Origin of the sequence: Leptolyngbya sp. NK1-12, from assembly GCF_032598965.1 — a bacterium.
Lineage (GTDB): Bacteria > Cyanobacteriota > Cyanobacteriia > Elainellales > Elainellaceae > Elainella.
In genome coordinates this window covers 3290376-3317057 of sequence record NZ_CP053586.1, presented here as the reverse complement: position 1 = coordinate 3317057, position 26682 = coordinate 3290376, and the positions used below count along the sequence as shown (strand labels likewise).

The 26682-nt window shown below is 49.3% G+C and carries 20 protein-coding genes and 1 CRISPR repeat array (1 of these 21 cut by a window edge); of the genes, 11 read left to right on the top strand and 9 right to left on the bottom strand.

Going from position 1 to position 26682, the window contains the following annotated elements:
• A CRISPR array of direct repeats spans positions 1 to 779; the repeat unit is 36 nt; unit sequence GTCCCCACTCGCTGGGGAAAACAATTGAATGGAAAC (it extends 3519 nt beyond the left edge of the window).
• A 107-nt stretch (positions 780 to 886) separates the two neighbouring features.
• The 3 genes from HJG54_RS13945 (at position 887) to HJG54_RS13935 (ending at position 7622) form a co-directional block, all read left to right on the top strand.
• Entirely contained in the window at positions 887 to 2863 is a 1977-nt protein-coding gene (locus tag HJG54_RS13945) for an ABC transporter substrate-binding protein (RefSeq protein ID WP_316429336.1), read from the top strand.
• Positions 2864 to 3448: 585 nt separating this feature from the next.
• Complete coding sequence (locus HJG54_RS13940) at positions 3449 to 7165, top strand: hydantoinase B/oxoprolinase family protein (RefSeq protein WP_316429335.1); 3717 nt, start codon at positions 3449 to 3451, stop codon at positions 7163 to 7165.
• A gap of 52 nt (positions 7166 to 7217) precedes the next feature.
• Positions 7218 to 7622 (top strand): hypothetical protein, encoded by a 405-nt coding sequence (locus HJG54_RS13935; protein WP_316429334.1) that lies wholly within the window; start codon positions 7218 to 7220, stop codon positions 7620 to 7622.
• Between the two features lie 184 nt (positions 7623 to 7806).
• Here HJG54_RS13935 and HJG54_RS13930 read toward each other — a convergent pair whose 3' ends face one another.
• From HJG54_RS13930 to HJG54_RS13900, 7 genes are all read right to left on the bottom strand, one after another.
• On the bottom strand, positions 7807 to 8199 hold the full coding sequence (locus HJG54_RS13930; RefSeq protein ID WP_316429333.1) for a hypothetical protein: 393 nt from the start codon (positions 8197 to 8199) through the stop codon (positions 7807 to 7809).
• Positions 8196 to 8582, bottom strand: a complete 387-nt coding sequence (locus HJG54_RS13925) for a response regulator (RefSeq protein WP_316429332.1) — start codon at positions 8580 to 8582, stop codon at positions 8196 to 8198. Before HJG54_RS13925 ends, HJG54_RS13930 begins: the two co-directional genes overlap by 4 nt.
• Before the next feature lie 27 nt (positions 8583 to 8609).
• Positions 8610 to 8972: a response regulator gene (locus HJG54_RS13920; RefSeq protein WP_316429331.1), complete on the bottom strand. Its 363-nt coding sequence runs from the start codon at positions 8970 to 8972 to the stop codon at positions 8610 to 8612.
• Positions 8973 to 9105: 133 nt separating this feature from the next.
• Positions 9106 to 9510, bottom strand: coding sequence for a response regulator (locus HJG54_RS13915; RefSeq protein WP_316429330.1), 405 nt, complete (start codon positions 9508 to 9510; stop codon positions 9106 to 9108).
• 417 nt (positions 9511 to 9927) lie between these two features.
• Positions 9928 to 10296, bottom strand: a complete 369-nt coding sequence (locus tag HJG54_RS13910; protein WP_316429329.1) for a response regulator — start codon at positions 10294 to 10296, stop codon at positions 9928 to 9930.
• Complete coding sequence (locus HJG54_RS13905; RefSeq protein WP_316429328.1) at positions 10289 to 12526, bottom strand: PAS domain S-box protein; 2238 nt, start codon at positions 12524 to 12526, stop codon at positions 10289 to 10291. Before HJG54_RS13905 ends, HJG54_RS13910 begins: the two co-directional genes overlap by 8 nt.
• Positions 12523 to 14583, bottom strand: coding sequence for a response regulator (locus HJG54_RS13900; protein ID WP_316429327.1), 2061 nt, complete (start codon positions 14581 to 14583; stop codon positions 12523 to 12525). The genes HJG54_RS13905 and HJG54_RS13900 overlap by 4 nt, the downstream gene beginning before the upstream one ends.
• Before the next feature lie 184 nt (positions 14584 to 14767).
• Between HJG54_RS13900 and HJG54_RS13895 the strand changes: the two genes are divergently transcribed.
• From HJG54_RS13895 to HJG54_RS13885, 3 genes are all read left to right on the top strand, one after another.
• Positions 14768 to 16108: a Na+/H+ antiporter NhaC family protein gene (locus HJG54_RS13895; RefSeq protein ID WP_316429326.1), complete on the top strand. Its 1341-nt coding sequence runs from the start codon at positions 14768 to 14770 to the stop codon at positions 16106 to 16108.
• 87 nt (positions 16109 to 16195) lie between these two features.
• Positions 16196 to 16582: an urease subunit beta gene (locus tag HJG54_RS13890; protein ID WP_316429325.1), complete on the top strand. Its 387-nt coding sequence runs from the start codon at positions 16196 to 16198 to the stop codon at positions 16580 to 16582.
• 271 nt (positions 16583 to 16853) lie between these two features.
• Positions 16854 to 17456 carry a glutathione S-transferase family protein gene (locus HJG54_RS13885; protein WP_316429324.1) on the top strand — a complete coding sequence of 201 codons (603 nt, stop codon included), beginning with the start codon at positions 16854 to 16856 and terminating at the stop codon, positions 17454 to 17456.
• 75 nt (positions 17457 to 17531) lie between these two features.
• On the opposite strand, the gene HJG54_RS13880 is transcribed toward HJG54_RS13885, so the two are convergent.
• Entirely contained in the window at positions 17532 to 18068 is a 537-nt protein-coding gene (locus HJG54_RS13880; protein WP_316435594.1) for a hypothetical protein, read from the bottom strand.
• A gap of 302 nt (positions 18069 to 18370) precedes the next feature.
• On the opposite strand from HJG54_RS13880, the gene HJG54_RS13875 reads away from it, so the two are divergent.
• From HJG54_RS13875 to HJG54_RS13855, 5 genes are all read left to right on the top strand, one after another.
• Positions 18371 to 18616 (top strand): hypothetical protein, encoded by a 246-nt coding sequence (locus tag HJG54_RS13875; RefSeq protein ID WP_316435593.1) that lies wholly within the window; start codon positions 18371 to 18373, stop codon positions 18614 to 18616.
• 515 nt (positions 18617 to 19131) lie between these two features.
• Entirely contained in the window at positions 19132 to 23802 is a 4671-nt protein-coding gene (locus HJG54_RS13870; RefSeq protein ID WP_316435592.1) for an eIF2A-related protein, read from the top strand.
• A 228-nt stretch (positions 23803 to 24030) separates the two neighbouring features.
• The gene (locus HJG54_RS13865; RefSeq protein WP_316435591.1) at positions 24031 to 24597 is read left to right on the top strand and encodes a hypothetical protein; all 567 of its coding nucleotides are present in this window, start codon (positions 24031 to 24033) and stop codon (positions 24595 to 24597) included.
• Positions 24598 to 24852: 255 nt separating this feature from the next.
• On the top strand, positions 24853 to 25050 hold the full coding sequence (locus tag HJG54_RS13860) for a type II toxin-antitoxin system HicA family toxin (protein ID WP_316435638.1): 198 nt from the start codon (positions 24853 to 24855) through the stop codon (positions 25048 to 25050).
• The gene (locus HJG54_RS13855; RefSeq protein WP_316435590.1) at positions 25047 to 25268 is read left to right on the top strand and encodes a type II toxin-antitoxin system HicB family antitoxin; all 222 of its coding nucleotides are present in this window, start codon (positions 25047 to 25049) and stop codon (positions 25266 to 25268) included. Before HJG54_RS13860 ends, HJG54_RS13855 begins: the two co-directional genes overlap by 4 nt.
• A gap of 179 nt (positions 25269 to 25447) precedes the next feature.
• On the opposite strand, the gene HJG54_RS13850 is transcribed toward HJG54_RS13855, so the two are convergent.
• Positions 25448 to 26668, bottom strand: coding sequence for an iron uptake porin (locus tag HJG54_RS13850; protein WP_316435589.1), 1221 nt, complete (start codon positions 26666 to 26668; stop codon positions 25448 to 25450).
• Between the last annotated feature and the right edge of the window lie 14 nt (positions 26669 to 26682).

Below are 26682 nucleotides of genomic sequence, written 5' to 3'. Positions count from 1 at the left end.
CATGTTCTGCTTGGTCCCCACTCGCTGGGGAAAACAATTGAATGGAAACGAATAGGGGTCAAACGGAGGGCACAAGCCAATTTCCAAGTCCCCACTCGCTGGGGAAAACAATTGAATGGAAACGTGCGGCAATGTTCCCATGATCTTGACTAAAGATAGCCGTCCCCACTCGCTGGGGAAAACAATTGAATGGAAACTTCAACGCTGAAGGCATCAGCAGCTTCTTGGATAGGTCCCCACTCGCTGGGGAAAACAATTGAATGGAAACTTAAACCCTTTTGGTGCTTCAATTAGCGATTTAATTTCGTCCCCACTCGCTGGGGAAAACAATTGAATGGAAACTGTTTAATTGTCACAACTTCTCCATGCGGCCTAACTAAGGTCCCCACTCGCTGGGGAAAACAATTGAATGGAAACTTGAACTGGTTACTGAGGTTTCTGAGGTAGAGGGTAGTCCCCACTCGCTCGGGAAAACAATTGAATGGAAACAGCTTGTTGTTTATTCATGGGTTTTCTGAGCTCAACAGTCCCCACTCGCTGGGGAAAACAATTGAATGGAAACTCGGTGACAAAGCTGGCTGCAAGCCGACCCAACCTCAGGTCCCCACTCGCTGGGGAAAACAATTGAATGGAAACACGGATGCAGCCGTGTAAAGGGACGTTCAGTAGAGTCCCCACTCGCTGGGGAAAACAATTGAATGGAAACTTAGCGCCTCCTAGGTCGATGTCGGCGAGGTCTGTAAGTCCCCACTCGCTGGGGAAAACAATTGAATGGAAATGCCCCCCATTGCCGTGCTGATAGCTGTAAGCAATTCTTCTACATCCGTCAGTTTTCAATTCGAGGCAATCGGAGTATTGTTTTAGGTACGGATAAGAGTTGCCTTCTATGGTTTCCAGCTATCAGCAGGTGATCGCGCAATTAGGGATTGACATTGAGCTGTTTCTGCAGCGACTAGAAGCAGGTCTATATAAAAAGCCGCTCAGCCAGCGGGACAAGGAAATCATCTGTTTGTTTTTGCTGGGCTACCGCCGCAAGCAAATTGCCGAGAAAGTTAACCTGTGCGATGCCGAAGTTGGCAATCAGCTCAACGCCAACATTTATCCCAGAATTGCCGATTTGATGCAGGTAGAGCAAAGCGAAATCGCCAATAACTGGGTGTTAATTCTGAATTTTTTGCTGAATCCAGCGCATGGCTATCGGTTGAATCCGGCCACTCAGTTGAACAGCGATAATTTTCAAGGCAGCTTTGGGCGGCAGATGTTCTTCTATTCGCCGGATCAGCGCATTGTTCAGCTTCAAATCAAAGGAACCCAACGGTATCAACAGGGATTATATTACCAAGCGCTGTTATTTTTCGTGAAAGCCTGGAATGAAGAACAGAAAATCTACGGCAGAGGGAATCCAGAAATCTGCATTTATCTGAATAACTGTTTAATTGAATATCAAAAGCCCTTTTTAGAGAAACAGAACATTCCCATCTATACTCTGGCTGTGGTTGTGCCGTTTCATCACAATCAAGGGAGAGTTGCGGCAGAAATTCTACGCGGAATTGCTCAGATCCAATCTCAGGTCAACTTTCAGAATTTTGACATTCCCAGTCTAGAGATGGAATTTTGTCAATCGGCAGAATCGGATGTTGGCCAAAATGGGAAATCTGATCAAGCTGAGCAACCGAAAATCACTAGATCCAACATCTTCTCGGTTTTTGGTAATGCTGGGCCGATTACGTCTAGCAAGCTCGCATTGCAAATCATGGTCGTCAACGATCCAAATCATGTTTATGACCCCTACAATCAGACAGCTGAACGATTGGCCAGCTTAGCTGCTCAGCTCAATCTCAGTGCTGTGATTGGTCACTACTCTAGCGAAATGACCCAAACAGCATTGAAGTTCTATTCGGAGAAGGGCATCGTTTTGATCAATGCCTCTAGCACGTCCGATGAGCTATCAGAGCTGGACGAAACTATGGGGTTTTTTAGACTGACAACCCACGACCGGGTTAGCGCAACGTCACTGATTCACTATTTAGCCACAAGTTCGTCTGGCTCCGGCTTCAAGAAAGCCATCAAGCAAGTGGCGATTATCTATAACGAAAATAGTGGCTATAGCTGTTCCTATCGGGCAGCAGTGAAAGCAAGTTTAGAAAATCATCAAAATCAGCTTGAACTGCAATCAGAATTTGGGCGGTTGGGCGGAGAGTTTGACGAAATTCAGACCTATCTCACCCAGATTCAGCAGACAGGAGTTGATATCGTGATTTTGATTCCCGATGGTGGAATCGAACCAAACTCCTTGCATAATGCCGGATTGATTAGCCGCCTCAATCTGAAAAACTGCATGATTGTAGGGCCAGCAACCTTCTATCAACAAAATGTGCTGCATTGGATGTATGAGCGCAGCCAGCGAGAGAGCAATATAGCTCAGAACCAATTGCTTGCCTGCATTCCTTGGCACTGGTACAGCGAGGAAAATGGTTGTAATAGCCCGAACGCCCTAGCGCGATACTTTTGCCAGTTGGGTAGTCAGCTATGGGGACGTGCAAACGTGACATGGCGCAGCGCCACCGCGTTTGATGCGGTGCTGATCATTCTCAAAACTCTGGAACACCAGCAAGAGAACGAGAGCCTGCTGGTGCAAATGCGCCGATTTTTTAAGGTGAAGAACAAAGCAGTGAAAGGGGTAACGGGCATAGTCAAGTTTCAGGAGAATGGCAATCGCATCGCTCCACCAGCAGAAATTGTAGCCGTGCAGGAAGTCTCGGAGCCGCAGCAAGAAGACGGTCACATCCACGCTGGCACGAGTGTTGAAATCAAAAAACGCTGGGCTTGGGTGCATCTGAGATCTATGTCAAAGCCCGAATAAGAGGGTTGCAAGAGGCAAACCGGCACTCCGTTGATTAGCGACGCTTGATTAGCGACGCTGCTTACAGCTATTTAAAAAAATCCTCACGCCTGTCAGTAGCACGACACAAAAATTTATTGCTTAATAGGGGGTAGGAACAAGCAGGTTCAGTAGATCGCAAATCATGTTGAGATCCCCCCTAGCCCCCCTTACCAAAGGGGGGAACCAGGCCACCCGTGGCTTGAAGTCCCCCTTATGAAGGGGGATTTAGGGGGATTGTGCTATGCACACACTGCGCGAACGAACCTAAGTCTAGTCATCAAAACGCATTCATTTTCGATCTACTGAGGTTGCTCAGCGATTTGTAGGATGAAGCGCTAGAGGATCCGTTTAAAAAGCCCCCTACATCCCCCTACATATTCTGGGGGACTTTCCCGAACCATCGCTGTTCCAAGTTCCCACTAATAAGTTCCCACTAATAGGGGATGATAGCCCTGTGGGCATCCCAGGAAAGGGGGCGGCTCCAGACGACAAATTAATCAACAACTAATCGCACTGTCTGAGCGAAATCAGGTTTGCTCGCAATCAAGTTTGGATGATGAAATCATGTTGAAAGTATTTGCTGATCGTGGTGGTACGTTTACTGACTTAGTGGCTGTTACAGATGATCAGGCCATTGTCCAGCGGCTCGCGCAATTGCCAGAACGCTTTCAAGTGGTTGCCTTACCTGACCAGCAGTGGGTGATTGTTTATAAACTGCTGTCGGAACAGCCGGAACGCTATCAGGATGCGGTGATTCAGGGAATTCGAGATATTTTAGGACTAGAGGCGCACGAGCTAATTCCAGCAGAGGTGGTCGAGGTCGTGAAGATGGGCACCACGGTCGCGACTAATGCCTTGCTCGAACGCAAAGGCGACCGCACGGTACTAGTGACCACGAAAGGATTTGGCGACGCGCTACGCATCGGCTATCAAAACCGTCCCAATATCTTTGCCCGCCAGATTGTTTTGCCGGAGATGCTCTATGAGCGCGTGATTGAAGTAGATGAGCGCTATACGGCCCAAGGCGAAGAATTAGTGCCGATTACCGCATCCGAAGCAGCTCGATTAACTACTGCATTGCAGTCCGCCTACGAGGCTGGGATCCGCTCCTGTGCGATTGTATTGCTGCACGGCTACCGTTACCCAGATCATGAACAGCAGGTCGCGGCAATTGCGGCCCAAATCGGCTTTACCCAAATCTCTGTGTCTCATCAGGTCAGCCCCTTGATGAAATTGGTCAGCCGAGGTGATACTACCGTAGTAGATGCCTATCTATCTCCGATTTTGCGGCGCTATGTTGAACAGGTGGCGGCAGCACTCCAGGGAACCGCGACCCATTCTACTCGGCTAGAATTCATGAAATCCGATGGCGGGCTAACCGACGCTAATTTGTTTCAAGGCAAAGACAGCATTCTCTCTGGTCCGGCAGGCGGCATTGTAGGAGCCGTTAAGACTAGCATTGTCGCCGGATTCAACAAGATTATTGGCTTCGATATGGGCGGCACATCCACCGATGTATCCCACTTCAATGGCGAGTATGAGCGGACCTTTGAAACCGAAGTGGCGGGTGTGCGGTTGCGGGCACCAATGATGTCGATTCACACCGTGGCGGCGGGCGGCGGCTCTATCTTACAGTTTGATGGCTCTCGTTATCGTGTGGGACCACAATCGGCTGGGGCGAACCCAGGACCTGCCTGTTACCGCAAAGGCGGACCGCTCACCGTCACTGACTGCAATGTCATGGTGGGTAAGATTCAACCGGCGTTTTTCCCCCATGTGTTTGGGGCATCTGGAGATTTGCCGCTAGATAGGGCCGTGGTGCAGCAGCAATTTGCTGCCCTGAGTGCTGAAATTCAGCAAAAAACTGGCGACTCTCGTACTCCGGAACAGGTAGCAGAAGGGTTTTTAGCCATCGCAATTGACAAAATGGCGAACGCAATCAAGAAAATTTCGGTGCAGCGCGGTTATGACGTAACTGAATACACGCTTTGCTGTTTTGGAGGAGCAGGAGGACAACATGCCTGTTTGATTGCCGAAGCTTTGGGAATGCAGCAGATTTTTATTCACCCCTATGCAGGTGTGCTCTCGGCCTATGGCATCGGTTTGGCCGATTTGCGTAGCCTCAAGGAAAAAGCCATAGAAGCCCCCTTAACGGCTGGGACCCTGCCCCTATTGACGCAGGTGCTAGAGCAACTAACGGCTGATGGAGCAGCAGAAATTCTGGCTCAGGGGGTCAGTCGCGAGCGGCTGCAAATTCTCTGCAATGTACACTTGCGCTACGAAGGTACGGATTCTGCTCTGATGGTCCGGTTTGGTAGCCTGGATGAGATGCGCTCGCGGTTTGAGCAGGTTTACCGACAGCGCTATGGCTTCACGATGCCAGACAAAGCCCTGATTGTTGAAGCTGTTTCGGTCGAAGCGATTGGGCAAGCAACATCGTTGACAGAACCACTGCTCACGGCTAAACGAATGACTCCTCTGACTCCAATTGCAACCGTTCCGATCTACAGCAAAGGCAGGTGGTACGAAACTCCTATCTATCAGCGCGAAGACCTGCAGCCAGGCGATCGGATTGTGGGAGCAGCCCTAATTATTGAACCGACGGGCACCAATGTGATTGAACCCGGATGGAGTGCCGAACTCACCGATCGCAATTACCTGATTTTGCGGCAGGAGAGCAAGGTAGGGGCAGCGAGCCAGCAGACGTCTACCCATCCACTCCACGCTGTTGCAAAACCCGATCCTGTATTTCTAGAAATCTTCAATAATTTAGTCCGGGCCATTGCCGAAGAGATGGGAGTTACGCTGCAAAATACCAGCTACTCTGTCAACATCAAAGAACGCTTAGATTTCTCCTGCGCCATCTTTGACCAACAGGGGCAGCTTGTTGCTAATGCGCCCCATATTCCAGTTCATCTCGGCTCTATGAGCGAAAGTGTTCATAGTTTGATCACAGCCAAAGGAGCTGCCCTCAAACCAGGAGATGTCTATGTTTCTAACAATCCCTACAATGGCGGCACTCATCTGCCGGATGTCACTGTAATCACTCCTGTATTTATCAATCTAGGCAATCCACCGTCTCCCCTGTTCTATGTTGCCTCTCGTGGCCACCATGCCGATATTGGCGGCATCACGCCCGGTTCTATGCCACCTTACAGCACTTCGGTGGAACAAGAGGGGGTGTTGCTCGATAACTTCCAGTTAGTCGATCAGGGCCACTTCCGGGAAGCAGAACTGATACAGCAGTTAACCTCTGGACCGTATCCAGTTCGCAATTTGACTCAGAATATCGCCGATCTGCAAGCCCAAATTGCCGCCAATGAACGCGGTGTGCATGAGCTAGTGCGCATGGTCGAACATTACGGATTGAAGATGGTGCAGGCTTATATGCAGTATGTTCAAGACAATGCAGAAGAATCGGTGCGGCGCGTGATTGATGTTTTGCAAGATGGCGAGTTTGTCTACGCAATGGATGACGGCTGCCAGATCGGTGTCAAGATTACCATTGATCACCGCGACCGCTCGGCTGCAATCGATTTCACTGGCACCTCTCCCCAACAATCGACCAACCTGAACGCGCCATTCGCGATCTGTAAAGCCGTTGTGCTATATGTTTTTCGCACCCTGGTAGACGATGACATTCCGCTCAATGCAGGCTGCCTCAAACCCTTGCAGATTCATGTTCCAGATGGGTGCATGTTAAATCCCCGCTATCCAGCAGCGGTGGTAGCAGGCAATGTGGAAACCTCGCAGGCAATCGCAAATGCTTTGTATGGAGCATTAGGGGTGATGGCGGCTGCTCAGGGCACGATGAATAACTTCACGTTTGGCAATCAGCACCACCAATATTACGAAACGATTTGCGGCGGATCGGGGGCTGGAAAGGACTTCAATGGCACCGATGCCGTACAAACCCACATGACCAATTCGCGCTTAACCGATCCAGAGGTTTTAGAATGGCGCTTTCCTGTGCTGGTCGAAAACTTTGCAATTCGGGCCAACAGCGGCGGTAGAGGCAAATTTCAAGGCGGCAATGGGGTGATTCGCCGGATTAAATTTCGAGCAGCGATGACGGCTGCGATTCTGTCAGGCCATCGAGTCGTGCCGCCATTCGGGATAGCTGGAGGTGAATCAGGAATGGTGGGCCGCAATTTTGTTGAGCGCCACGACGGCACGATTGAACCCTTACCCGGTAAAGCCGAAGTTCAGATGCAGCCCGGTGATTGCTTTGTGATTGAGACGCCCGGTGGTGGTGGCTTTGGAGTGAACGACCTTGCTTGAGAACCTGTCAATTGAATCGAATTGCTGTTATTTCAAATTTAGAGCACAGATTATGATTACTCCTACTTCCAACTATGGCTTTCCCCCCAACCTACCGACGCAACACGATTCCTCGTCTCGTCCTAAAGACCGAGAGCGGTCATCCCCTAGCGATTGGTCAATGTTGAATAGTTTAACTGCGGCAAGATTGCGCCGTTATCTTCAGAAAACAGAGGACTTGACCGCAGAAAAAATTGAACGAGCCTGTCACCTACTCGAAATCTACCATATCGTTTACCGCCACGATTTGTTGTTGCTCCGCCGCCAAGGCTATTTCGGCAAATGTCCGCCACCCACTTCCCAACAGCTACAGCAGATGGCTCAAAGGCTAACTGACGCAGAGGGCCAAATCTACTCAACGCAATACATTTTATTAGGGCTGAAAACTCTAGCGCTTTATCTAAAGACACAGAAATGAGGTGGGTTGCGATGTCAGTTGTGAAGAGGCTCTGCCTCGGTGCTGCTTCCGGTCTCTCATACCATTTCCCTTTAATCGGGCTACAGATTACAGCATTCGGTGGGTTGCGGTATGCAGCTTCCGTCATTCAAAACTCGGTTCGGCTGACTCACCGGAAGCCAAAACTTAAAACTAAGAATTGGTATTACTCGGTCAACAAAAACTCTAAACTTTCGCCGCTCGTGATTTGTGCTTGTTGATGGCTAATTAACTTTCGCTGTAGATCTTGAACGTGTTTGTCAACCCATTGAAAGGTGATGTGGGTAAATGCATGAGCAGCGGGTTGTTCGTGAGAACCAGTGTAATGTTCTATCCACACGGTGGTGTCAGGATTGAGCTTAAAGTCATAGATGATTTGCTCGACTACATGGGTCATTAAGAAGGACGCGAATTGTCCCGACTCTAGGCGCAGATTAGAAATGACAATAGTTTGCTGCTCTGGGTGAGAGAAATAGATATAGAGATGGCATTGTAGTTTCCAATGGCCCAGAATGCGATTGTGCATGTAGCAGCGATAGCCTTGATCAATAATTTTCATCTTGTCATATCCTTGCAGTAAGACTGATTGGATAAACACGATTTGAGAATCAGAGATAGCTGGTTCCACATTCGTCGTTTCTCCAGAAAACCATTTGCTCCCAACTTTTGGGCTTGACAGCGCATCTTGTCATTGGGATTGCTGCTCATTAGCAAAAATGCTGTATCAGCAACCGATGCATTTTGTCGTAGCGCTTTGAGAACATCTAAACCGTTTAGTTTCGGCAAATCGAGGTCACAAATCACAGCATCTGGATGTTGAGATTGAATCAACTGTAATCCGGCAATCCCGTCACTGGCTGTCTGGACCGAAAAGCCTTCTAGCACCAGCCAAGTTGTTAAACTTTTCCGAAAGGCTGGATCATTTTCAAGAATTAGAATCATTGGTGCATTCAAACTAATTTTGAAAGTTTAGCGAAATCGACCTGCAATAATTTCGGGAATGCGCTCCCAAATGCGAGATTTATCTATCCAGCCATCGACTCGATAACGCTGTGCTTCTTGGTAAGCTGCATCTTCACAACCTGCGGTCATGATAAAAAAGAAGGTATTGGCAATTTTGGGTTCTTGGCGAATCAGTTTGAGCAGGCTCATCCCATCTAAGATCGGCATGTGTAGATCGCAGAGCACCATATCGGGCTGCTCGATTCGAATCATTTGTAGACCTACTGCACCATTTTCGGCAGTGAGTACAAAAAAATTTTCCAGGTATAGCCAGGTTACCAACACTTTTTGAAAATCAAGATTATCTTCGATAACCAAAACTGTGATCATGTTTAGAAGTTCTAATAAGAATTAATCCATAGAAGATAGATATCGCTATGGTACTCTATCGAGAATGCTGCTTAGAGAAATATGATATCAATTGAGAATACTGCTTAAATAAATCCGATATCATTTCATGAAATCATACCCATCCCAAAAGTTCAGCCGTTTGCTTTGTCAGTCGGAACGGATCAAAGGGTTTGGCAATGACGCCCTTCACACCCAATGCCGTTAATTCACTTGAATTCAAACCAGAAGAATAGGCAGTGATGATGATAACAGGAACTGCTGGAGTATCTGCCAAGTGAGTTGTGTTTAGTTCTCTGAGCTGTTGCAGGAACGTAATTCCATCCATTTCTGGCATCATTACATCCAGAACGATGGCTTTAGGGTGTTGAGAGGCAACCAGTTTTAACCCCTCCTGCCCAGACTTGGTCGCAATTACTTTCCATCCTGCTATATCTTCAAAGCAATTGGTAATCACTTCTCGAACTGGATCGTCATCCTCAATTACTAACAAAACAGGCTGAGCTGAGCTGGCTTCCATCGCTTTGATCCTTCCACACTATGTCCCAACTCCAATTCCACGATTGCCGCAGCTGCGAACTGAAAGATGAATTGAAACGTGAGTCAAACCATTGAAAAAAGACAGACGGAATTCAGAACTGAGGGACCAATCTCAGCAACCGATGCAATGGATTTGAATAGCAGCGTCGAGAGTTTGGAGTAACCCCCTGATCTTTTCTGCCGTATTCTTCTCCCCTCGCACTGCACCCAGTTGTGAAACCTAGGGCTGATAAAAACATACCTCCCCAATTCAGTTCTTGCATTCCCTCTGTCTACTCATGTTCCTCAGCTTGCAAGTGTTCTGTGAACGTCTCCTAATTTAGAAATAAAGTTTGAGGAATTTCTGAAGTTGTAAAACGTTACAATTACTAGCCAAAACCAGTACCAGCCAAAACCATTACCAGCCGAATGCCTCAGCCACCTGATCAATCAGCAGGACTGGATCAAATGGTTTTTGAATTACGCCCGCAATGGGCAATTTGGCGAACTGGGCCAAATCACTGGCCTGCACCCTGGCCGTCAACAACACGACGGGAATGGTTTGCGTCTTGGGGTCAGCCTTTAGAGCTTGCAGTACTTCAAACCCATCCATTCCTGCCATCGAAACATCCAGCAGAATCCCATCCGGTTGGTCTGAGGCAAGCTCCAACCCCTCGAGTCCCGACGAGGCTGTCCAAACTTCCCAACCCGCCAGCTCTTCCAAGCACCCCTGGATGACTTCTTGAATTGGGGCTTCGTCATCAACAATTAGGACACGCTTACTCATCAGCATCGGTATGGCTTACTTGAGAAACAATCGGCAACGTGAAATAAAAGCGACTCCCCTGCCCCAGAGCACTCTCCGCCCAAATTTTGCCGCCATGCTGCTCGATTATTTTACGACAAATGGCTAAACCCAACCCAGTGCCGCCGCGCTGACGCGAATCCGATGCATCCACCTGTTGGAACTGCTCGAAAATAATTTCTAACTTATCTGCCGGAATGCCGCGCCCCTGATCTTGGACGGTGAAGAGGACGAATGGGGAAGGTGGGGAAGGTGGGGAAGGTGGGGAAGGTGGGGAAGGTGGGGAAGGTGAGGAAGAATTAATCTCCCCCATCTTCCCCGTTCGGCAAGGCTCACGAGCCGCCATTTCCACCCCAACCCACACCACCCCGCCAGGATCAGAAAACTTAATGGCGTTACTGATCAAATTAGTCAGGGTTTGCAGAATCGCGTCGGGGGCGGCCCAGACCTGCATGGGGGCAGCGGTGAGGCTGAGGCTAATTTGATGTTCTTCCGCACTGGGGCGCATGGTTTCTACGGCCTGTTGGAGTAGATCGGCGGCGTTGCATGGCTGCATCACAAGCTGAACTTTGCCGGACTCTAGCCGTTGAAAATCGAGGATGTCGTTAATCAGCCGCACTAGACGATCGCTCTGCTCGGCGGCCACTTGTACCATGCGTTTGGCTTTTTCGGGTTTTCGCTCATACACGCCAGCAGCCAGTAGACCCAAAGCTCCGCGAATGGCAGTGAGGGGAGTGCGCAACTCGTGGCTGACGGTCGAAACAAACTCACTCTTCATTTGGGCGACGCGGCGGCTTTCGGTAATGTCTTCGATGGTGCCAACGACGAGCAATACTTGGTCTGAGGCATCAGCAATCGGGGCTGTTTGAATCCGGACATAGCGAATGATGCCATTGCGATGCAGAAACCGAACGTCGTTGTAGATGCTGCCTTGTGCAGCGACAGAATCGGCTTGCCATTGGGCTAACATCCACTCAGAATCATCAGGGTGAATAAACTGCATCCAGCTATAGCCCAACGATTCGTCTAGCGAAAAGCCGCCTATTTCTTGGGCACGCCGATTGGTGTAGGTGATGTAGCCTTGGGCATCGGCCATGAAAATCCCGATCGGTGCCGCTTCACTGAGGGAACGAAATTTGGCTTCACTGGTGCGGAGCGCGGTTTCAGCCCGTTTGCGTTCTCGGATGTCTACCAAGGTGGAGCGACTTCTGATGTACTGGCCGGCGGCATCTGTGAGGGCGGTAGCATTCACCTCTACCGGCAAGATCGAGCCATCTTTACACTTAACTTCAAACTCCAGGTTGTTGATCCAGCCCTGCTCGACAAATTTGGGAAAGTTAGAGAAGAAACTTTGCTGACTGTTGGGAGTTAAAAGTTCGGTGTAGAGCCTCCCAATTACTTCAGAACGGTCATAGCCCAACCACTTCAGCTCAGTATCGTTGATACGGATCAATCGTCCCTCTGCATCCAGCGAATGATAACCACAGGGCGCATGGTTATAGAGGTCTTCTACTTCATCGACATATTGTTTAATTGCAATTTCTGCCCGCTGCCGCTGCCGAATTTCCTGCTCTAGCAACGCATAGATCAGCGTTAGTAAAGCGAAACTGAAGCCATACCCCAGAATATTGAACAGGTTGGTTACGGATAGGGCGATGTTCGGGGCTTGGGCGCGCTGCTGTAATAGAGTCTGTTCCTCCTCCTCCATAGTCTTGAGGAGCGTTTGGATCCCCTGCTGCATCTGGATATCCTGGCGGGTTAACGCCGCCTGTTCCTCTGTCGCTGTGGGAGGTAGCTGAATGGACTGTTGCAGTAAGCGCATCCGCTGCTTAATTAGGGGATTTACCAGAGCTAAGCGCTGTTGTTGACGGGGGTTGTCTGCCGTGAGGCTGTCTAAGCGCTGCAAGGAGGCTTGGGTGCCTTGAATACCCTGGCGGTAGATTTGCAAAAATTCCTGGTCTTGGGTCAATCTATAAGCCCGCCGTCCTCGCTCTGCATTTTGGAGGCCATCCTCAACATCTTGAATCGTTCCCAACACCTGATAGGTATGTTCCACCCAATAGCGATTGGCGGCCAATTGTCGCGTGTTGAGATAGGAGGCCGTCCCAACTCCACAAAGTAATAGGAGAGAGATGCCCAAGCCGCCGCGCAGCAGGAGCTTATCTTGGAGCCAGCACCGGGACGCGATGAACCTGGAGAATTGTTGCTTCATTGTTCTATGCATTCTTCAATGTCCTTGCCCGTTTGCTCTCGAAAGCCTGTCCGTTTTAGCCGTCGCACAATCCGCTCGGTGACTTCGTGGGCAGCGGCTGATTTGGATAGGTAGTCATCGGCTCCGGCGATAAACGCTTGGTCGATTTGCTCAGACTGGCTGTGGCTAGAAAGAAACACAATTGGGAGCCTAGACCAATAGAGATCGCTACGCACGACGCGACAGAGCTGGAGGCCATCCAAGTCGGGCATCTCTAAATCTAGAATCACCAAGCTGGGGGCAGTCTGCTGCAACATTTGCCAAAAATCCTGTGGCCGACTTACCCCAATCACCTCTATGCCCAGAGGCTGGAGCAGAGCGGTGAGATAGGCAATCACGGCGTCTTCATCATCAACCACCATGACGCGATTGACAGGCATGTTTGGCTGCTGCAGACTGCGCATGATCGCTGCTCGGATAGTGTCTAGCGGCAAGGGTTGCTGCAAAACCAAACAGTTGCCCAACTGAGCTGCGGCTAAGCGATCTTGCAGGCGGTCTCGTGTGGTCAGGGCTAGCAGGGGAATCGGCTGGGTAAGCTGACGCAGTTCAGTCCACAGCTCAGGGGTAATGCCGGAAAGATCGAGATTCAACAGAATCACCTCAAGAGGTCTTTCCTGGAGAATGGCGCGAGCCGCTGCTAGATCAGCCGCCACCTCAATCTGAATGCCCCAGTTGGGTGCTTGGGTCTGAAGTTGGTGAATCAGAGGTTGATTGGTGTCAATTACTAAGACGAGCGGCAATTTTGGATTTTGGAAATCTGACGATATGGGGAAAACTGGGCACAGGCTAGATCCGATTTGAGTGGTAGAGCCGTGCTCCGATTGCGCATCTGAGTCCTGAGGTTGAATGGCCTGAGGTTGAATGGCCTGAGGTTGAATGGCCTGAGGTTGAATGGCCTGAGGTTGAATGGCCTGAGGTTGAATGATTTGATACAGCTCCTGCACCGTTTGCTTCAGGTGGGCAAACTGAGTGGAGTCTAGCCAAATTTGTGGCTGTAGCCAGTCTTCTAGATGTTTTGCCAAATCGGAGCCGTTGCTCAAGCCAAACATACCGAGCGACCCCGCTAGTTTGTGAGCGGCTTGCTTTGCCTGCTGACGCAACTCAGGTGTCAGGTTGTCATTTTCTAATCTGGTAACAGCCTGCTCCAAGATTTGCATATGCTCGATAAATTGCTGCTTCGAGCGTTGCCAAACTCGGGCTGTGATGGCTTTGACCTGCTCGCGGTGGATGGCTTGCTTGCTAATGGCTTGCTTGCTAATAGCCTGCTGAGGTTGATTGGCTTGAGGCGGCGTTGGTGCCAGTGAAGCAGAGGGTGGCCGTAACCGATAGCCCATGCCATGCACGGTTTCGATTAAATCGGCTACCCCGGCAGCTTTCAGCTTTTGTCGCAAGCACTTGATATGGGTGCTGACGGTTTCTTCGCCCGGCGCTTCGGCTAAGTCCCACAGCCGATCCAGAATTGCACTGCGGCTAAAGACTCGTTTGGGGTGGAGCAGCAGCAGTTCTAATAGGCCATATTCCTTAGGCGTTAGGTGAAGGAGGTGCTCGCTGGAGGCATGGATTGCCACAACTTGACTGTTAGCAGCATCAAAGCGCAGATTTTCCCAGGTAATCACCGAGTTATCGAGCGCTTTGCCACGCCGCAGCAATGCCCGCACCCGCGCCAAGAGTTCTTCTATGTCAAAAGGTTTGACGACATAGTCATCGGCTCCGGCATCGAGGCCGAGAATCCGATCGCTGGTGCTGTCGCGGGCGGTGAGCAGCAGAACCGGGTTGACATAGCCCTGCGAGCGCAATTTCTGACACAACCGCATCCCATCTAGCCTGGGCAGCTCAATGTCGAGCAAAATTAGGTCATACTCATACTGCTGGGCCATCTCTAGGCCGGTTTGTCCATCTGCTGCTGTGTTGACCTGATAGTGATGCGCCGTTAGGCTCTGAGTCAGAATTGAACAAGTAGAGGGATCATCCTCAACTAGCAGAATTTGCATCAACATTTCCCAAACCGGCTCAGGCATCGACTCCAAATAAGCTTATGTTTTATAGTAACGATTTCTTTATATCACTGACTGTAGACGGATAGCAGTCCACATGATTCTAAGTATAGATTGAACGACATTTGTGTAATAAATTACCTAGCCATCTTTCTGCGCTATTGTCCATACTCCAAGCCTGACTCCTCACCCCCATAAATCCCCCATCATGGATCTCTTATTTGCTTTACTGACTTCGTTTGTTCTCCTGATTGTTAGCGTTGTCAATGGTGTCTTTATTGTCTATCCACTGTTTTGTACGCTGATTATTCTGAGCCTCGTACTAATGCGCAAGGGATTTTCCATAGCAGCGCTGGGACAAATGGCAATTCAGGGCAGTCGTAAAGCATGGCCGGTATTCTCGATCTTGCTGCTGATTGGGGCTGTGACTTCCACATGGATGGCGGCAGGAACAGTTCCTGCGATTGTTTACTATGGTATTCAACTGATCAATCCCCATTGGTTTATTCTGGCCTCTTTTTTGTTGACGAGTTTGGTTTCGGTTTTGATTGGCACATCCTTTGGTGCGGCAAGCACTATCGGTTTGGCGCTGATGATTATGGCCAAGGGCGGTGAAGCGAATCCCCACCTAGTGGCTGGAGCGGTGATTGCTGGAGCCTATGTAGGCGATCGCTGTTCTCCGATGTCGTCGAGCGCTCATTTGGTGGCGGCCATTACAGGCACCGACCTTTATGCCAATTTGAAAAACATGGTCAAAACCGGACTGCTGCCCTTTGGCCTTGCCTGTCTGCTGTACGCCGGTTTGTCTTGGCTGTACCCGGTTGCCACCAGCAACCGCTCGCTCACTACGGAACTGAAGCAATTTTTTGATTTGAATGGCCTTGTACTGTTACCAGCGCTGATGATTCTAGTGTTGGCGCTATGCCGCGTAGAAGTAAAGCGTTCGATGCTGATCAGCACTGGCGTTGCTATCACCCTTGCGGTGTTCCATCAACACTACTCTTTCTGGCAGGTGTTGCGCTTTGCGCTGCTGGGCTTTCGCCTCGACGCCGACACTCCCATTCAGGCCATTTTAATCGGCGGTGGCATTGTATCAATGGCTAAAGTATGTAGCATTGTCCTGATTTCTACCGCCATTTCGGGATTATTAGCAGGAACAAATGCGTTACAGGGTATTGAACAACTGCTGAAATCTGCTCAGTCTCGGCTTGCTATCTTCCTCAATACTGTGCTGGTGGGAATTGCAGCCTCGGCCTTTGGCTGCACACAAGCGATTGGCATTCTTCTAACCGAACATTTGGTGCGGCAGCAGTACGCAACCAGTTCCAAAGACCCAACCGAACTCGCGCTTGATTTAGAGAATACAGTCGTGGTGTTGGCTCCGCTAGTGCCGTGGAATATCGCTGGTTTGGTCCCGGCCACCGTGCTGATGACCGACTGGCGGTTCATTCCCTTTGCGTTTTATCTGTACCTGATCCCACTGGTGGTGATGCTGCAATTGTGGTTCAAGCCAAACTCGATGCGGCCTTCGCAGCAAAACTTTAGATAAAAAGTAGGCAGAAAGCAATTCCGGCTGCTAATTTCTCTTATTCTAGAAAACATTCACGCCATAAATCCCCACTAGAGGAGCATCCCCATGATCCCAGGAGAAATGCTGATTGAAGCCGGCGAAATTGAGCTAAATGCAGGTCGCCCCACTGTCACCCTGACTGTAGCTAATACCGGCGATCGCCCGATTCAGGTCGGCTCCCATTTTCACTTTTATGAGGTGAACAAAGCGCTATCGTTTGACCGCCAGCAAGCGCGAGGCATGCGGCTTGATATTCCGGCTGGCACAGCCGTGCGATTTGAACCTGGGGATGAGCGAGAAGTGACACTAGTGCCGTTTGTAGGCAGTCGCCAGGTCTATGGACTCAACGGTCTGGTGAATGGTGCTTTGGATGTATCTGAGGATCAACCTGCTAAAAAGACTGACAACAGAAAACCTGACGATAAAAAGAAGGGCGGCAAGAAAAAGAAATAGGTGAACAGCGTTAATAGCTTGAGAGTTTGAGACAAGTAGAGCACCTCAATTAAGTAGGTGGGCGCAATGATTGAGAAGACGCATTTCGACTCCGCTCAATGCGCAACTTTTCGGGGAGCAGAGGGTTGAGCGGAGTCGAGACCCGGCATTGTGGAGCGAAGATTAATTTAGCCTACCTACTTATGCTGCAAATGATGGTGCCTACAAACCGCCCACCGACGCAAGCAAGATACCCATACTCACCTGTCATTTACCACTCACCCATCCACCCATGTACAAGCTCTACGACTTCCGCCCCTCTGGCAATGGCTACAAAGTCAGACTGCTGCTGACCCAACTCGGCATTCCGTTCGAGTACATCGAGAAAGACATTCTGAAGCGTGAAACCCGCACGCCAGAGTTTTTAGCCATCAACCCCAACGGACGAATTCCCGTGCTAGAGCTTGAACCCAATGTGTATTTATCCGAATCCAACGCGATTTTGATTTACCTCAGCGAAGGCACCCCCTACCAGCCGGAACCCAAACTAGAGCGGGCCTATGTGATGCAGTGGTTGTTTTTTGAACAGTACAGCCACGAACCCTACATCGCAACCTCTCGGTTTTTGTTGCACTATGCCACAGACCCTGAACAGCACCAAGCGGTGATTGAACAGAAGCGCGCTCCCGGCTATGCTGCCCTAGGCGTGATGGAACAACGGCTGCAAGACCATCCGTTTCTCGTCGGAGACCGCTACACGATTGCCGACATTGCCCTCTATGCCTACACCCATGTGGCTGATGAAGGCGGCTTTGATTTAAGCCAGTTTCCGGCGATTCAAGCTTGGCTGACTCGTGTCCAATCTCAGCCGAATTATGTTGGCATTGGTTGCTAAGCAGCCAGGAGTCAGGAGTCGGAATGGCGTTTAACTTCTATATGGGCACGGTTTAGCTGTATGGGGAGGTCTCCATTACTTCAAATTGCAGGGCCTATCGATTCTGGAGGGGGCAGCAACCAGTCCAGTCCAGGAGGAATGGAAAAAGAAACCGAGGTTGACAATCAACAGGAATGTGATGATGCCAAATGCCAGCATTTCGTTTGGGTTAGTTGCCGTTTGGGCCAGCGCTTTCTGTTGATTGGAATGTTGCAAGGCAGTCGCCAAGCTAAATTCAGCAATGCCATTATCAGCAGCACAATTGCTACCAACGGGTTCGTTTGCGTCCAGTTCAAACGATTCGCGCCATGCATCGATGGTGTGACCAACCGCAGAACCACGAATAGTAACCTGCGAAATATTCCTAGGTTGAAGCTTGATCAGGCTATTCTTGAGAAAAGTAACCAAGGCATCTCGCTTTGAACTAGCTTGGTATTCAACAAAGATAATTAAGCGTTTATGATAGCCTGTAGCTCTGGTAGTGACCCCCTTATTCCCAAGCGAATGATTGAGCAGTGCAGCAATCGCAACAGGATCGCCCTGTCTAGCCAAGTCTAAGGTGTCAACAGTCATCTTTTTGTCCGCTTCAGTGGATCTACTGTGATTCTCTGTTATTCTGTGTTGATCAAGCCAGTGGATAACTCGGACTTTACAGAAGTTACACCAAATCAGCGAGGAACTGTAAACTCCGCTAAAAATTCCGGATTTGCTTTTGATTCCATGATGAATAGATTGAACATGGTATAACACTTATGCTTCGCTAGGAGGATGAAGCTTTTTGGGTAGAGGCTGGAAACTAGTAGCTAGGGATGCCAACTAGAACAATTTGGCTACCCCAGTTGCATTGGCATAGAATTGCATTGGTATAGAAGTACATGACCTCAAATCAGCCCAATCCTTCTGAACCTCTATTTCGCACTCCTCAACCGAACGAATTGCAATCTGAGGAGAGTAAAGAAGCCACTTGGCAAAATCTAGCTAAACGAGGCACGGAAACTGACACGATTGATGATCGCAAAACCGAGGATGCTAGCGCTCTCACCGATTCAGTCAATGTGATTGAAAATATGGAGAACCTTGCCGATCGTCATCCGCCTAGTATTGACAGCCCCCCAGGGTAACTCTAGTTTTCCTCAAGTCAAAGATTGGATTAACAGAAACTGATTGCACTGAAGCTTCTGGCTGGCTCAGGACAGTCAGTTTTTGCTGTGCTTGCTCTTTAAGTTTGTGTCAGATTCATCGCCTGATGAATAATACTTGTTCTTCAAACTAAAACGATAAAAGGTGCTGTTGAATTACAGAATGATTCAAGTGATAACTAGATAGATAATCGCGGCAACAATTCCGATGATGTTGCGCCTCGTGAGCATGATTGAGGATATCACAGGTAGGCCAAGCTATTTGGGCAAGCCGTAGTGCGGGACTCCCACTAGTAGGTAAGTCTGCGCTACCTCTTCCTGGTAGGGATTTTGCCGTGAACAGATTCTAGAGGCTGCAACTGAGCTTTTTGACACTTGAGCGGAACATAGGTTAAGTTCGGCGAAATACGGGTTGATGCATTTGTATCAGCTCACTTATATCAGCTCACTTATATCAGCTCATGTCAGTAGCGTCAGTTTCCTGAAGCGTGATTTCTATGGCAAAGTTCAATCGCAGTCTTGCGGTAATCGTCGGTATTGATCATTACACCAATGGAATTACTGCACTCAGCACAGCTGCAAATGATGCGAATGCCCTTGCTCAAGTTTTGAGAGAGGCGCACCAGTATGAGCCGATCTGGCAATTGGTTGACCCCGCCGCTCCCCAGACGGGTCTTCCAGCCGCAACCCGAACGAATCTAGAGAACCTGCTGACAGTGACGTTGCCCGCCGTTGTGCAGGAAGATGACCGCTTGCTGTTCTACTTTGCTGGCCATGGAATTGCGCTAAATGGCGATGATGGCCCACAGGGCTATTTGATTCCCCAAGGTGCCACACTGGGCGATGTCAGCACCTACTTGCCGATGCCGCAGGTAGAAGCCTGGTTGGCTCAGTTACCCTGTCGGCATTGTTTGGTGATTCTCGATTGCTGCTTTGCGGGGGCATTTCGTTGGTCGAGCACTCGTCAGTTGATGCCAATTACGCAAGTGATTCATAAAGAGCGCTATGACCGCTTTATTCAGGATGCCGCTTGGCAGGTGATTACCTCCGCCTCCTATGACCAGTATGCTCTGGATAATTTGGAACTAAAGGATGATCGAGGGGGGGATTCTACTGCTCAGCATTCTCCATTTGCTGCCGCCTTGATCAAGGCGCTGAGAGGTGAAGCCGATGCCTATCCTGCGGCCAAAGATGGACGACCGGCGGGGGATGGCGTGATTACGGCTACAGAACTCTATTTGTATCTACGCGACGCAGTTGAGGTGGCAACCGATGCCCAACGGATGCGACAAACGCCGGGACTGTGGTGCTTAAAGAAGCATGATAAAGGCGAGTATATTTTTCTGACTCCAGGGCATGTCCTGAATCTACCAAATGCACCAGAGCTAGACGCGCAGGAGAAAAACAATCCCTACCGCGGCTTGAAATCCTATGATCAAGAGCATAGCGAACTGTTTTTTGGCCGAACGGCATTGACCGAAAAACTTGCTGAGAGGGTTGCCAGCCATTCTTTGACGGTGGTGCTAGGGGCATCGGGGACAGGCAAGTCCAGCCTGGTGAAGGCGGGTTTGATGCCTTATCTGGAGCAATCAGGGCATCATCAGCATCGCCGCTTAAACGATCAAAAACCGTCCGCTCCTGCACAATCGTGGAAAACGTTGGCAGCGATTCGCCCAGGAGAAACACCGTTAACAGCATTGAGTGCAGCCCTAAAACGTCCAGAATCACCGTTAGCAGAGCTGTTAAAAGAGATTGCATTCGATGCAAAAACAGTCAGTCAGGCGATTACCGACTGGAGTTCGCTTCATCCTGATGTCAATCTGCTGCTGGTGATCGATCAGTTTGAGGAGTTAATTACGCTACGTCGAAGTGAACAAGTCATTACACAAAGCCGAAGCGAACAAGAACGCGACCAGTTTTTGGCTCTGCTCGCAGAAGTTTTGCAAACTGGCTCCAGGCAGTTTCATCTAGTTCTGACCTTGCGCTCCGACTTTGAACCCCAGTTCCGGGACACGGCCTTAGAGACTTTTTGGCCGGAAGCTCGATTTATAGTGCCTGCCATGACGCGGGAGGAGTTGCGAGAAGCGATTGAGGAGCCAGCATCTGCCAAGGTGGTGTATTTCCAGCCGCATTCGTTGGTGGATCAGCTGATCGATGAGGTGGCGCAAATGCCAGGGGCCTTGCCGTTACTGTCCTTTACGTTGAGTGAGCTTTATTTGAAGCTGGTCCAACGCTATTTAGCAGCGCAGATCAGCGGTGAACTGGTGGAGCGAGCGATTACGCAAACCGATTACGACGAACTAGGCGGGGTGACGCGATCATTAACACAGCGGGCCGATCAGGAATATGAAGCCTTGATGCAGCAAGATCCGGCCTATGCCCAAACGGTGCGGCTAGTGATGCTGCGGATGGTGGCGGTGGGCGGTGAACTGGCACGCCGACGGGTGCTGTTATCGGAGTTGGAGTACCCAGAGCCGGAAAATACAAGAGTCAAACAGGTCGTGCAGCGGTTTGCGGCGGCTCGATTGCTGGTGAGCGGCACAGATGTAGAGGAGCAGACTTATGTAGAGCCAGCCCATGATGCATTGGTGCAGGGGTGGCAGCGACTGTTGGATTGGAAACAGCAAGATTTAGCTAATTTATTATTACAGCGAGAACTGACGCCAACCGTCAATAAATGGCATGCAGAACAGAACAGTAAACAATCTCTGGGTCTACTGTGGGATGATGATCCGCGTTTACCTTTACTGCAACAGATCTATCAATCAGACCACTCCTGGTTGAATTTGCCAGAAACTGAATTCATCGAACGCAGTATTCGCCGCAATCGCAATAATCGGCTGCGGTTGTTCAGTGCGGTGACTACATTTGTGGGAGTTGTAGGAATTGCCGGAATAATTGCACTGGTCTTAGGGATCAATGCCCAAAATCAATTGCTGAAGGTGCTGATTGCTTCATCGAGGGAACTGTTCGATGCTAATAATCGGCTGGATGCCTTGAAAGAGAGTGTACGAGCTGCTAAACAACTCCAGAATCCATTTTGGGCTACGGTTGTTCCAAAGGATATCCATCAAGATGTAGCCGTTCGGCTGATCAAAGCCAGCTATGGCATCAAGGAGCGCAATCGTCTCAGCCATCCTGGACAGGTTACGAGCCTTGCTTGGAGTCCAGACGGTGAGCAGTTGGTCGTATCCAGTCAAAACAGCATGATCAAGCTCTGGCAGCCGGATGGCAAGCTGCTGCAATCCATTCCACCAGAAAGGTTTGAGATCAATAGCGTTAGCTTCAGCCCAGACGGGCAGACGATTGCGGCTGGAACAACTGAAAATATGGTGATTCTGGCTAAAGTAGATGGCACATTTAAGCTCTTGCCAGGACATGGGGCAGCCGTGACAAGCGTTAGCTTTAGTCCAGACGGCCAACTGCTCGTAACCGGAAGCGCGGATGATTCGGTTAAGCTGTGGCAAATCAGCAATCGTCAACTGCTGCGCAACTTCCCCAATCAAGGCGGTGCAGTCACTAGTGTCCGCTTTAGTCCAGATGGCAGAATGCTTGCCGTTGCGAGTGAGGATAACACAATCAAACTATGGCAACTTGACGGTAGACCAATCGCTATCCTCAACGGCCATCAAGACAGAGTAACTCAGATTGACTTTAGCCCCAATGGTCGATTGCTAGCGTCTGCCAGCCAGGATGGAACGATCAAGCTGTGGCAAATAGATGCGAATATAGATGCGAATATAGATGCGAATAGCTCAGATCGTCAGCAAGACCTTGAGTCAGCATCATTAGCGAATCGCCAAGTTTCTACTCCAATATCTACTCCGGTATCTACTCAAGTACCTACTAAAGCATCCACTCCGGCATCTACTGAGGCCGATCAATCTACAGAGACTCAAGAGACAAAGCCCCAGGACAATTCGTTCAAAACTATCCAGGGGCACAATGGTGCTGTAACCAGCCTCAGCTTTAGTCCAGATGGTGAATCGATTGCTTCTGGTGGGGCTGATAATACTATCAAACTTTGGCAACTCGATGGGGAATTCATCCAAACCCTAGAAGGCCATACGGAAGCAATTACTAGCCTCAGGTTTAATCCCAAGGATGATCAAACTCTAGTTTCTGGCAGCAACGACAAAACAGTCAGAATCTGGCAACTCGGTAATAATCGGCTGCCTGCCTATTTGAAACAGCGGAGAAGCATTGTTACCCAAGTGGATTTTGTGCCAAATTCACAATGGTTGGCGTCTGTAAATGGAGATGGCACAACCAGTTTATGGCAACGAGATGGAGAATTTCTTAAGACTTGGCTGGACACCTCAACGCACATTACCCAGATCGGCTTCAGCCCAGATGGGCAAATGCTAGTTTCTACCGGATGGGAGTTTGGACCGTTTACCTGGCAATTGAGCCTTTGGCAACAGGACGGTACACTGCTGGCGAAACTTGGAGCAGATAGTGAGGAACAACACAGTGATCGGATTAATTACGCCAGTTTTAGTCCAGACGGTCAGATGATTGCATCTGCTAGCCGAGATAGAACGATCAAACTATGGAAACTGGATGGTACGCTAATTAGAACAATCGACGGTGATGCAGAGATGACCCGTGTAATCTTCAGTCCTAAGACCGTTGATGGTGTCTTTTTAGCGTCGTTGGATATCAAGGGTAAAGTCCAATTATGGGATCGGGATGGCACACCTTTGCGCTTTGAACCAGAAAACCGCGATGCCAGTGTGACCAGCTTCAGCTTCAGCTCCGATGGTCAACGCTTGATTGTAGGGCTATTGAATGGAGCGATCGAAACTTGGGGATTCGACGGGCAAATCCTGCAAAGCTTTAGCGGTAGACATACTAGTTACGTCAGCAGCGTTAGGTTCAGCTCCGATAATCGGTTCATTGTTTCAGCTAGCCGCGATCAAACCATCAGGCTCTGGCGTTCTAATGGGACATTGATCGATACATTTAATTGGCATCAGGATGCTGTAAACAGCGTTGCCTTTAGCCCAGATGGTCAGATGGTTGCCTCTGCCAGTAACGATGGAACAATCGGGTTAGGCGCAATTGGCTTGAAACAACTTTTAGCCGATAGCTGCGATTGGGGCAGAAATTATTTTGTCAACAGCAGTTCCAGCAAACTAGATCAGGAGCTTTGTCAAGGGCTGTAAGGGGATTCCTGCAAGATTCCTGCAAGATTCTGCAAGATTCCTGCAAATAGATAAACCTCTTTCAGGCTTACGTACAGCTCCATGCTAGGTGAGTCTCTCAGTTTTCTCAGCAAACGATTAAGCTGCACTCAGGTTGCTGTCAGAGCAGATTCAGGCAGGGGTCGCATTCTAGTAATCAAGCAAGGAAACGAACTCACTGATTCACACAACCTCAAAGGAGCAACTATCATGAAACGCATCGTACTCGCTACTCTCTCTGTCCTAGCTCTGACGGCAACTGCAACCCCTACACTGGCGCTGTCTGACCGCTTCGATGCAGAACGCCAACAGACGATGAACAAACTAAATGACCGCTTTAACCAGGAACGGCAGGACATTCTCAATAAGCTGAATGACCGCTTTGACAAGTCCTATCGCGACAACCTGAACTCCCTGAATCAACGGTTTGACCAAGAGCGGCAGGAAACGCTCAATGCCTTGAATCCTCGCTTCGACAAGTCCTACCGCGATAACTTGAACTCCTTGAATCAACGGTTTGATCAGGAGCGTCAGGAAACCCTGAATGCCCTCAACCCTCGCTTTGACCAGGAGCGGCAAGAGACCTTAAACTCCCTGAATCAACGGTTTGACCAAGAGCGGCAAGAAACGCTCAATGCCCTCAACCCTCGCTTTGATCAGTCCTACCGGGACAACCTGAACTCCCTGAATCAGCGCTTTGACCAGGAGCGTCAGGAAACCCTGAATGCGCTCAACTCCAGATTTGACCAGTCATATCAGCAAAACCTCTATAGCTAACGCGGCTGTAGCTTTCCCTGGTTTGACGAGTTGGCTAGTGCTCCGACGTGAATCGAGCCTCCCCCACTATTCCACCGGCTTGGTGGGGGATTTCTAAAAACCACTGGAGCCAAAACAACTGAACAACTGAATTAACCCGGCGCTTCGCAGTGAGTAGCCGGGATTTTATTCGGGCAGATATGAGCCACGTTTACCTTCTCACCTCTGCTGGACTGAACCGTCTTCAGCAGGCAATTCGAGCCTGGGAGTGGGAGCATAAAGCCCGCTGCACTCAAGAAAGCGTTTGGATTCACATTGTCACGAATCAATGGAAGTCACCATATTTTTACTCACCCTGAAATCCCAGAAATTGTTAATCTGCAAAATAAGCAAGGGAAAGCAGTTCCCTATCAAGTTCGTCAATTTCTCTCTTTGATTGAGCAATATGCCTTAACGTTGGAGGATGAATCATGAAAGCCTATCATATCAATATTTTCTATAGCGAAGAAGATGGTGGTTATATTGCTGATATTCCCGACTTGAAATATTGTTCGGCCTGGGGTGAAACAGAGGAAGCAGCCTTGCATGAAGTCCTGAATGCCAAAAAAGCATGGTTAGAGGCAGCAGAAGCAGAGGGTAAGCCTATTCCTGAACCGAAGTACCGCCCGATCATTTACCAGATTGCTTTTTGAACACGGTAGAGCATCACAGCCCAAATAGCCGCCCGCTGCCCCGTCGACATCATTACCGAGATGGATTTGAGCGCGACCATCATTTCGGAGAGAAGTACGCAATCAGGTTTTTTGACCTTTCTTAGATCGAAAACGCATCCATTCGTTAATCCAAAATCTACAACTCGTCAATCCAAAATCTACAACCGCGAACTGCTGTCCTCATTCTCAAATCCCATCAGCCGCTGCTCTAAAGTGCTGAGCATCACCGATGCTTCTGTATATATGGCTTGCAGGGATTCCAAATCTTGTTTGCTAGCAAGTTCAGCACTGGATGATCCAATTAATTCAACCACTTGATCAAGAGTAGCATTGAGAACCGCAGCAAACTCATATCGACTCACCTGATTGTTGCCTCGAAAGGTACGGTCAGGATAAGTTGTTAATGCCCCAAACTTTTCAACCATTGTTCTGATTGCTTCATAGGCCCAGTGGTTATTGGGAACATCAATAATCTGGCTAGTAGACGTAACCTGGGCGAGCAACAGTTCCGATTGCCTTTCAGGGTTGGAATTGACTTGATTCAATGCAATCAAGCGAGGAGCTGAATCTAAATTTGCATCTTTAGAGAATGCTAATTGCGGAAATTGATTACAAGAACGATAGAAAGCCCTGAGAACGCCATGCCGAGCGTTTTGAGCTGCGTCTAATTTTTGCAAGCTGCTGGTCGAAGTTTCCTGTCTCAAGTCTTTTAAGCGAACCTTCAGGTTTTCTAATTCTGTAGCCATATCTTGCAAAGAGGCCGCCAGGAGAATAACCTCTGATTTGGTAGCAATATCAACGGAGAGAGTTTGTTGTAATTCAATGATTCTCTCCAGCGCTGCACTCAAGGCAACAGCGAATTTACTGCGATTGAGAACCTGATTACCTTTGAATGTTCCATCTGGATACACCAGAGCATCTCCAATACCGTAACGCTCAACTAGCGATTGAATTGCTTGATAGGCCCAATCCGTTGGCAATACATCTGGAATCTGGGTTATGGTACTGACACCAGCGGGAGATGGCGGTGTGGTAGTATCGGTTGATGCGATTTGAATATTGGATTGAATCGAAGCATTGCTGCTCAAAATCTGGCTTCTGGGCAAGGCCGGATTAGGCTTAGATGCAATGAGATGGGATGTAATGAGATGGGATGCACTAGTTGCGGCACAAGTATTTATCGTTGGATCAGACAAGCTTCCAGACAATCTTCGAGCTGCGCGCTCGGCTTCTAAAATATCTAGCTGCTTTGTAACGACCGCTATTTCGGCAGCCACCTCTTCTGAAAATCTTTTGATAATCAGAAGTTGCTCCTGTGTGGCGTAGGGCGCGAAGGCGAGGTTGGCAATTGCTGTGGATTGATCAGCCGTGCTGCCCAACGTCATGGCTAATT

Excerpts from the sequence above, each read along its gene's own strand:
- HJG54_RS13905 (WP_316429328.1), bottom strand. The coding sequence starts at position 12,526 with ATGAAGCAACAATTCTCCAGGTTCATCGCGTCCCGGTGCTGGCTCCAA.
- HJG54_RS13920 (WP_316429331.1), bottom strand. The coding sequence starts at position 8,972 with ATGATCACAGTTTTGGTTATCGAAGATAATCTTGATTTTCAAAAAGTG.
- HJG54_RS13880 (WP_316435594.1), bottom strand. The coding sequence starts at position 18,068 with ATGACTGTTGACACCTTAGACTTGGCTAGACAGGGCGATCCTGTTGCG.
- HJG54_RS13865 (WP_316435591.1), top strand. The coding sequence starts at position 24,031 with ATGAAACGCATCGTACTCGCTACTCTCTCTGTCCTAGCTCTGACGGCA.
- HJG54_RS13935 (WP_316429334.1), top strand. The coding sequence starts at position 7,218 with ATGATTACTCCTACTTCCAACTATGGCTTTCCCCCCAACCTACCGACG.
- HJG54_RS13940 (WP_316429335.1), top strand. The coding sequence starts at position 3,449 with ATGTTGAAAGTATTTGCTGATCGTGGTGGTACGTTTACTGACTTAGTG.
- HJG54_RS13875 (WP_316435593.1), top strand. The coding sequence starts at position 18,371 with ATGACCTCAAATCAGCCCAATCCTTCTGAACCTCTATTTCGCACTCCT.
- HJG54_RS13925 (WP_316429332.1), bottom strand. The coding sequence starts at position 8,582 with ATGATTCTAATTCTTGAAAATGATCCAGCCTTTCGGAAAAGTTTAACA.
- HJG54_RS13895 (WP_316429326.1), top strand. The coding sequence starts at position 14,768 with ATGGATCTCTTATTTGCTTTACTGACTTCGTTTGTTCTCCTGATTGTT.
- HJG54_RS13900 (WP_316429327.1), bottom strand. The coding sequence starts at position 14,583 with ATGCCTGAGCCGGTTTGGGAAATGTTGATGCAAATTCTGCTAGTTGAG.
- HJG54_RS13870 (WP_316435592.1), top strand. The coding sequence starts at position 19,132 with ATGGCAAAGTTCAATCGCAGTCTTGCGGTAATCGTCGGTATTGATCAT.
- HJG54_RS13890 (WP_316429325.1), top strand. The coding sequence starts at position 16,196 with ATGATCCCAGGAGAAATGCTGATTGAAGCCGGCGAAATTGAGCTAAAT.
- HJG54_RS13945 (WP_316429336.1), top strand. The coding sequence starts at position 887 with ATGGTTTCCAGCTATCAGCAGGTGATCGCGCAATTAGGGATTGACATT.
- HJG54_RS13915 (WP_316429330.1), bottom strand. The coding sequence starts at position 9,510 with ATGGAAGCCAGCTCAGCTCAGCCTGTTTTGTTAGTAATTGAGGATGAC.
- HJG54_RS13885 (WP_316429324.1), top strand. The coding sequence starts at position 16,854 with ATGTACAAGCTCTACGACTTCCGCCCCTCTGGCAATGGCTACAAAGTC.
- HJG54_RS13930 (WP_316429333.1), bottom strand. The coding sequence starts at position 8,199 with ATGAAAATTATTGATCAAGGCTATCGCTGCTACATGCACAATCGCATT.
- HJG54_RS13855 (WP_316435590.1), top strand. The coding sequence starts at position 25,047 with ATGAAAGCCTATCATATCAATATTTTCTATAGCGAAGAAGATGGTGGT.
- HJG54_RS13910 (WP_316429329.1), bottom strand. The coding sequence starts at position 10,296 with ATGAGTAAGCGTGTCCTAATTGTTGATGACGAAGCCCCAATTCAAGAA.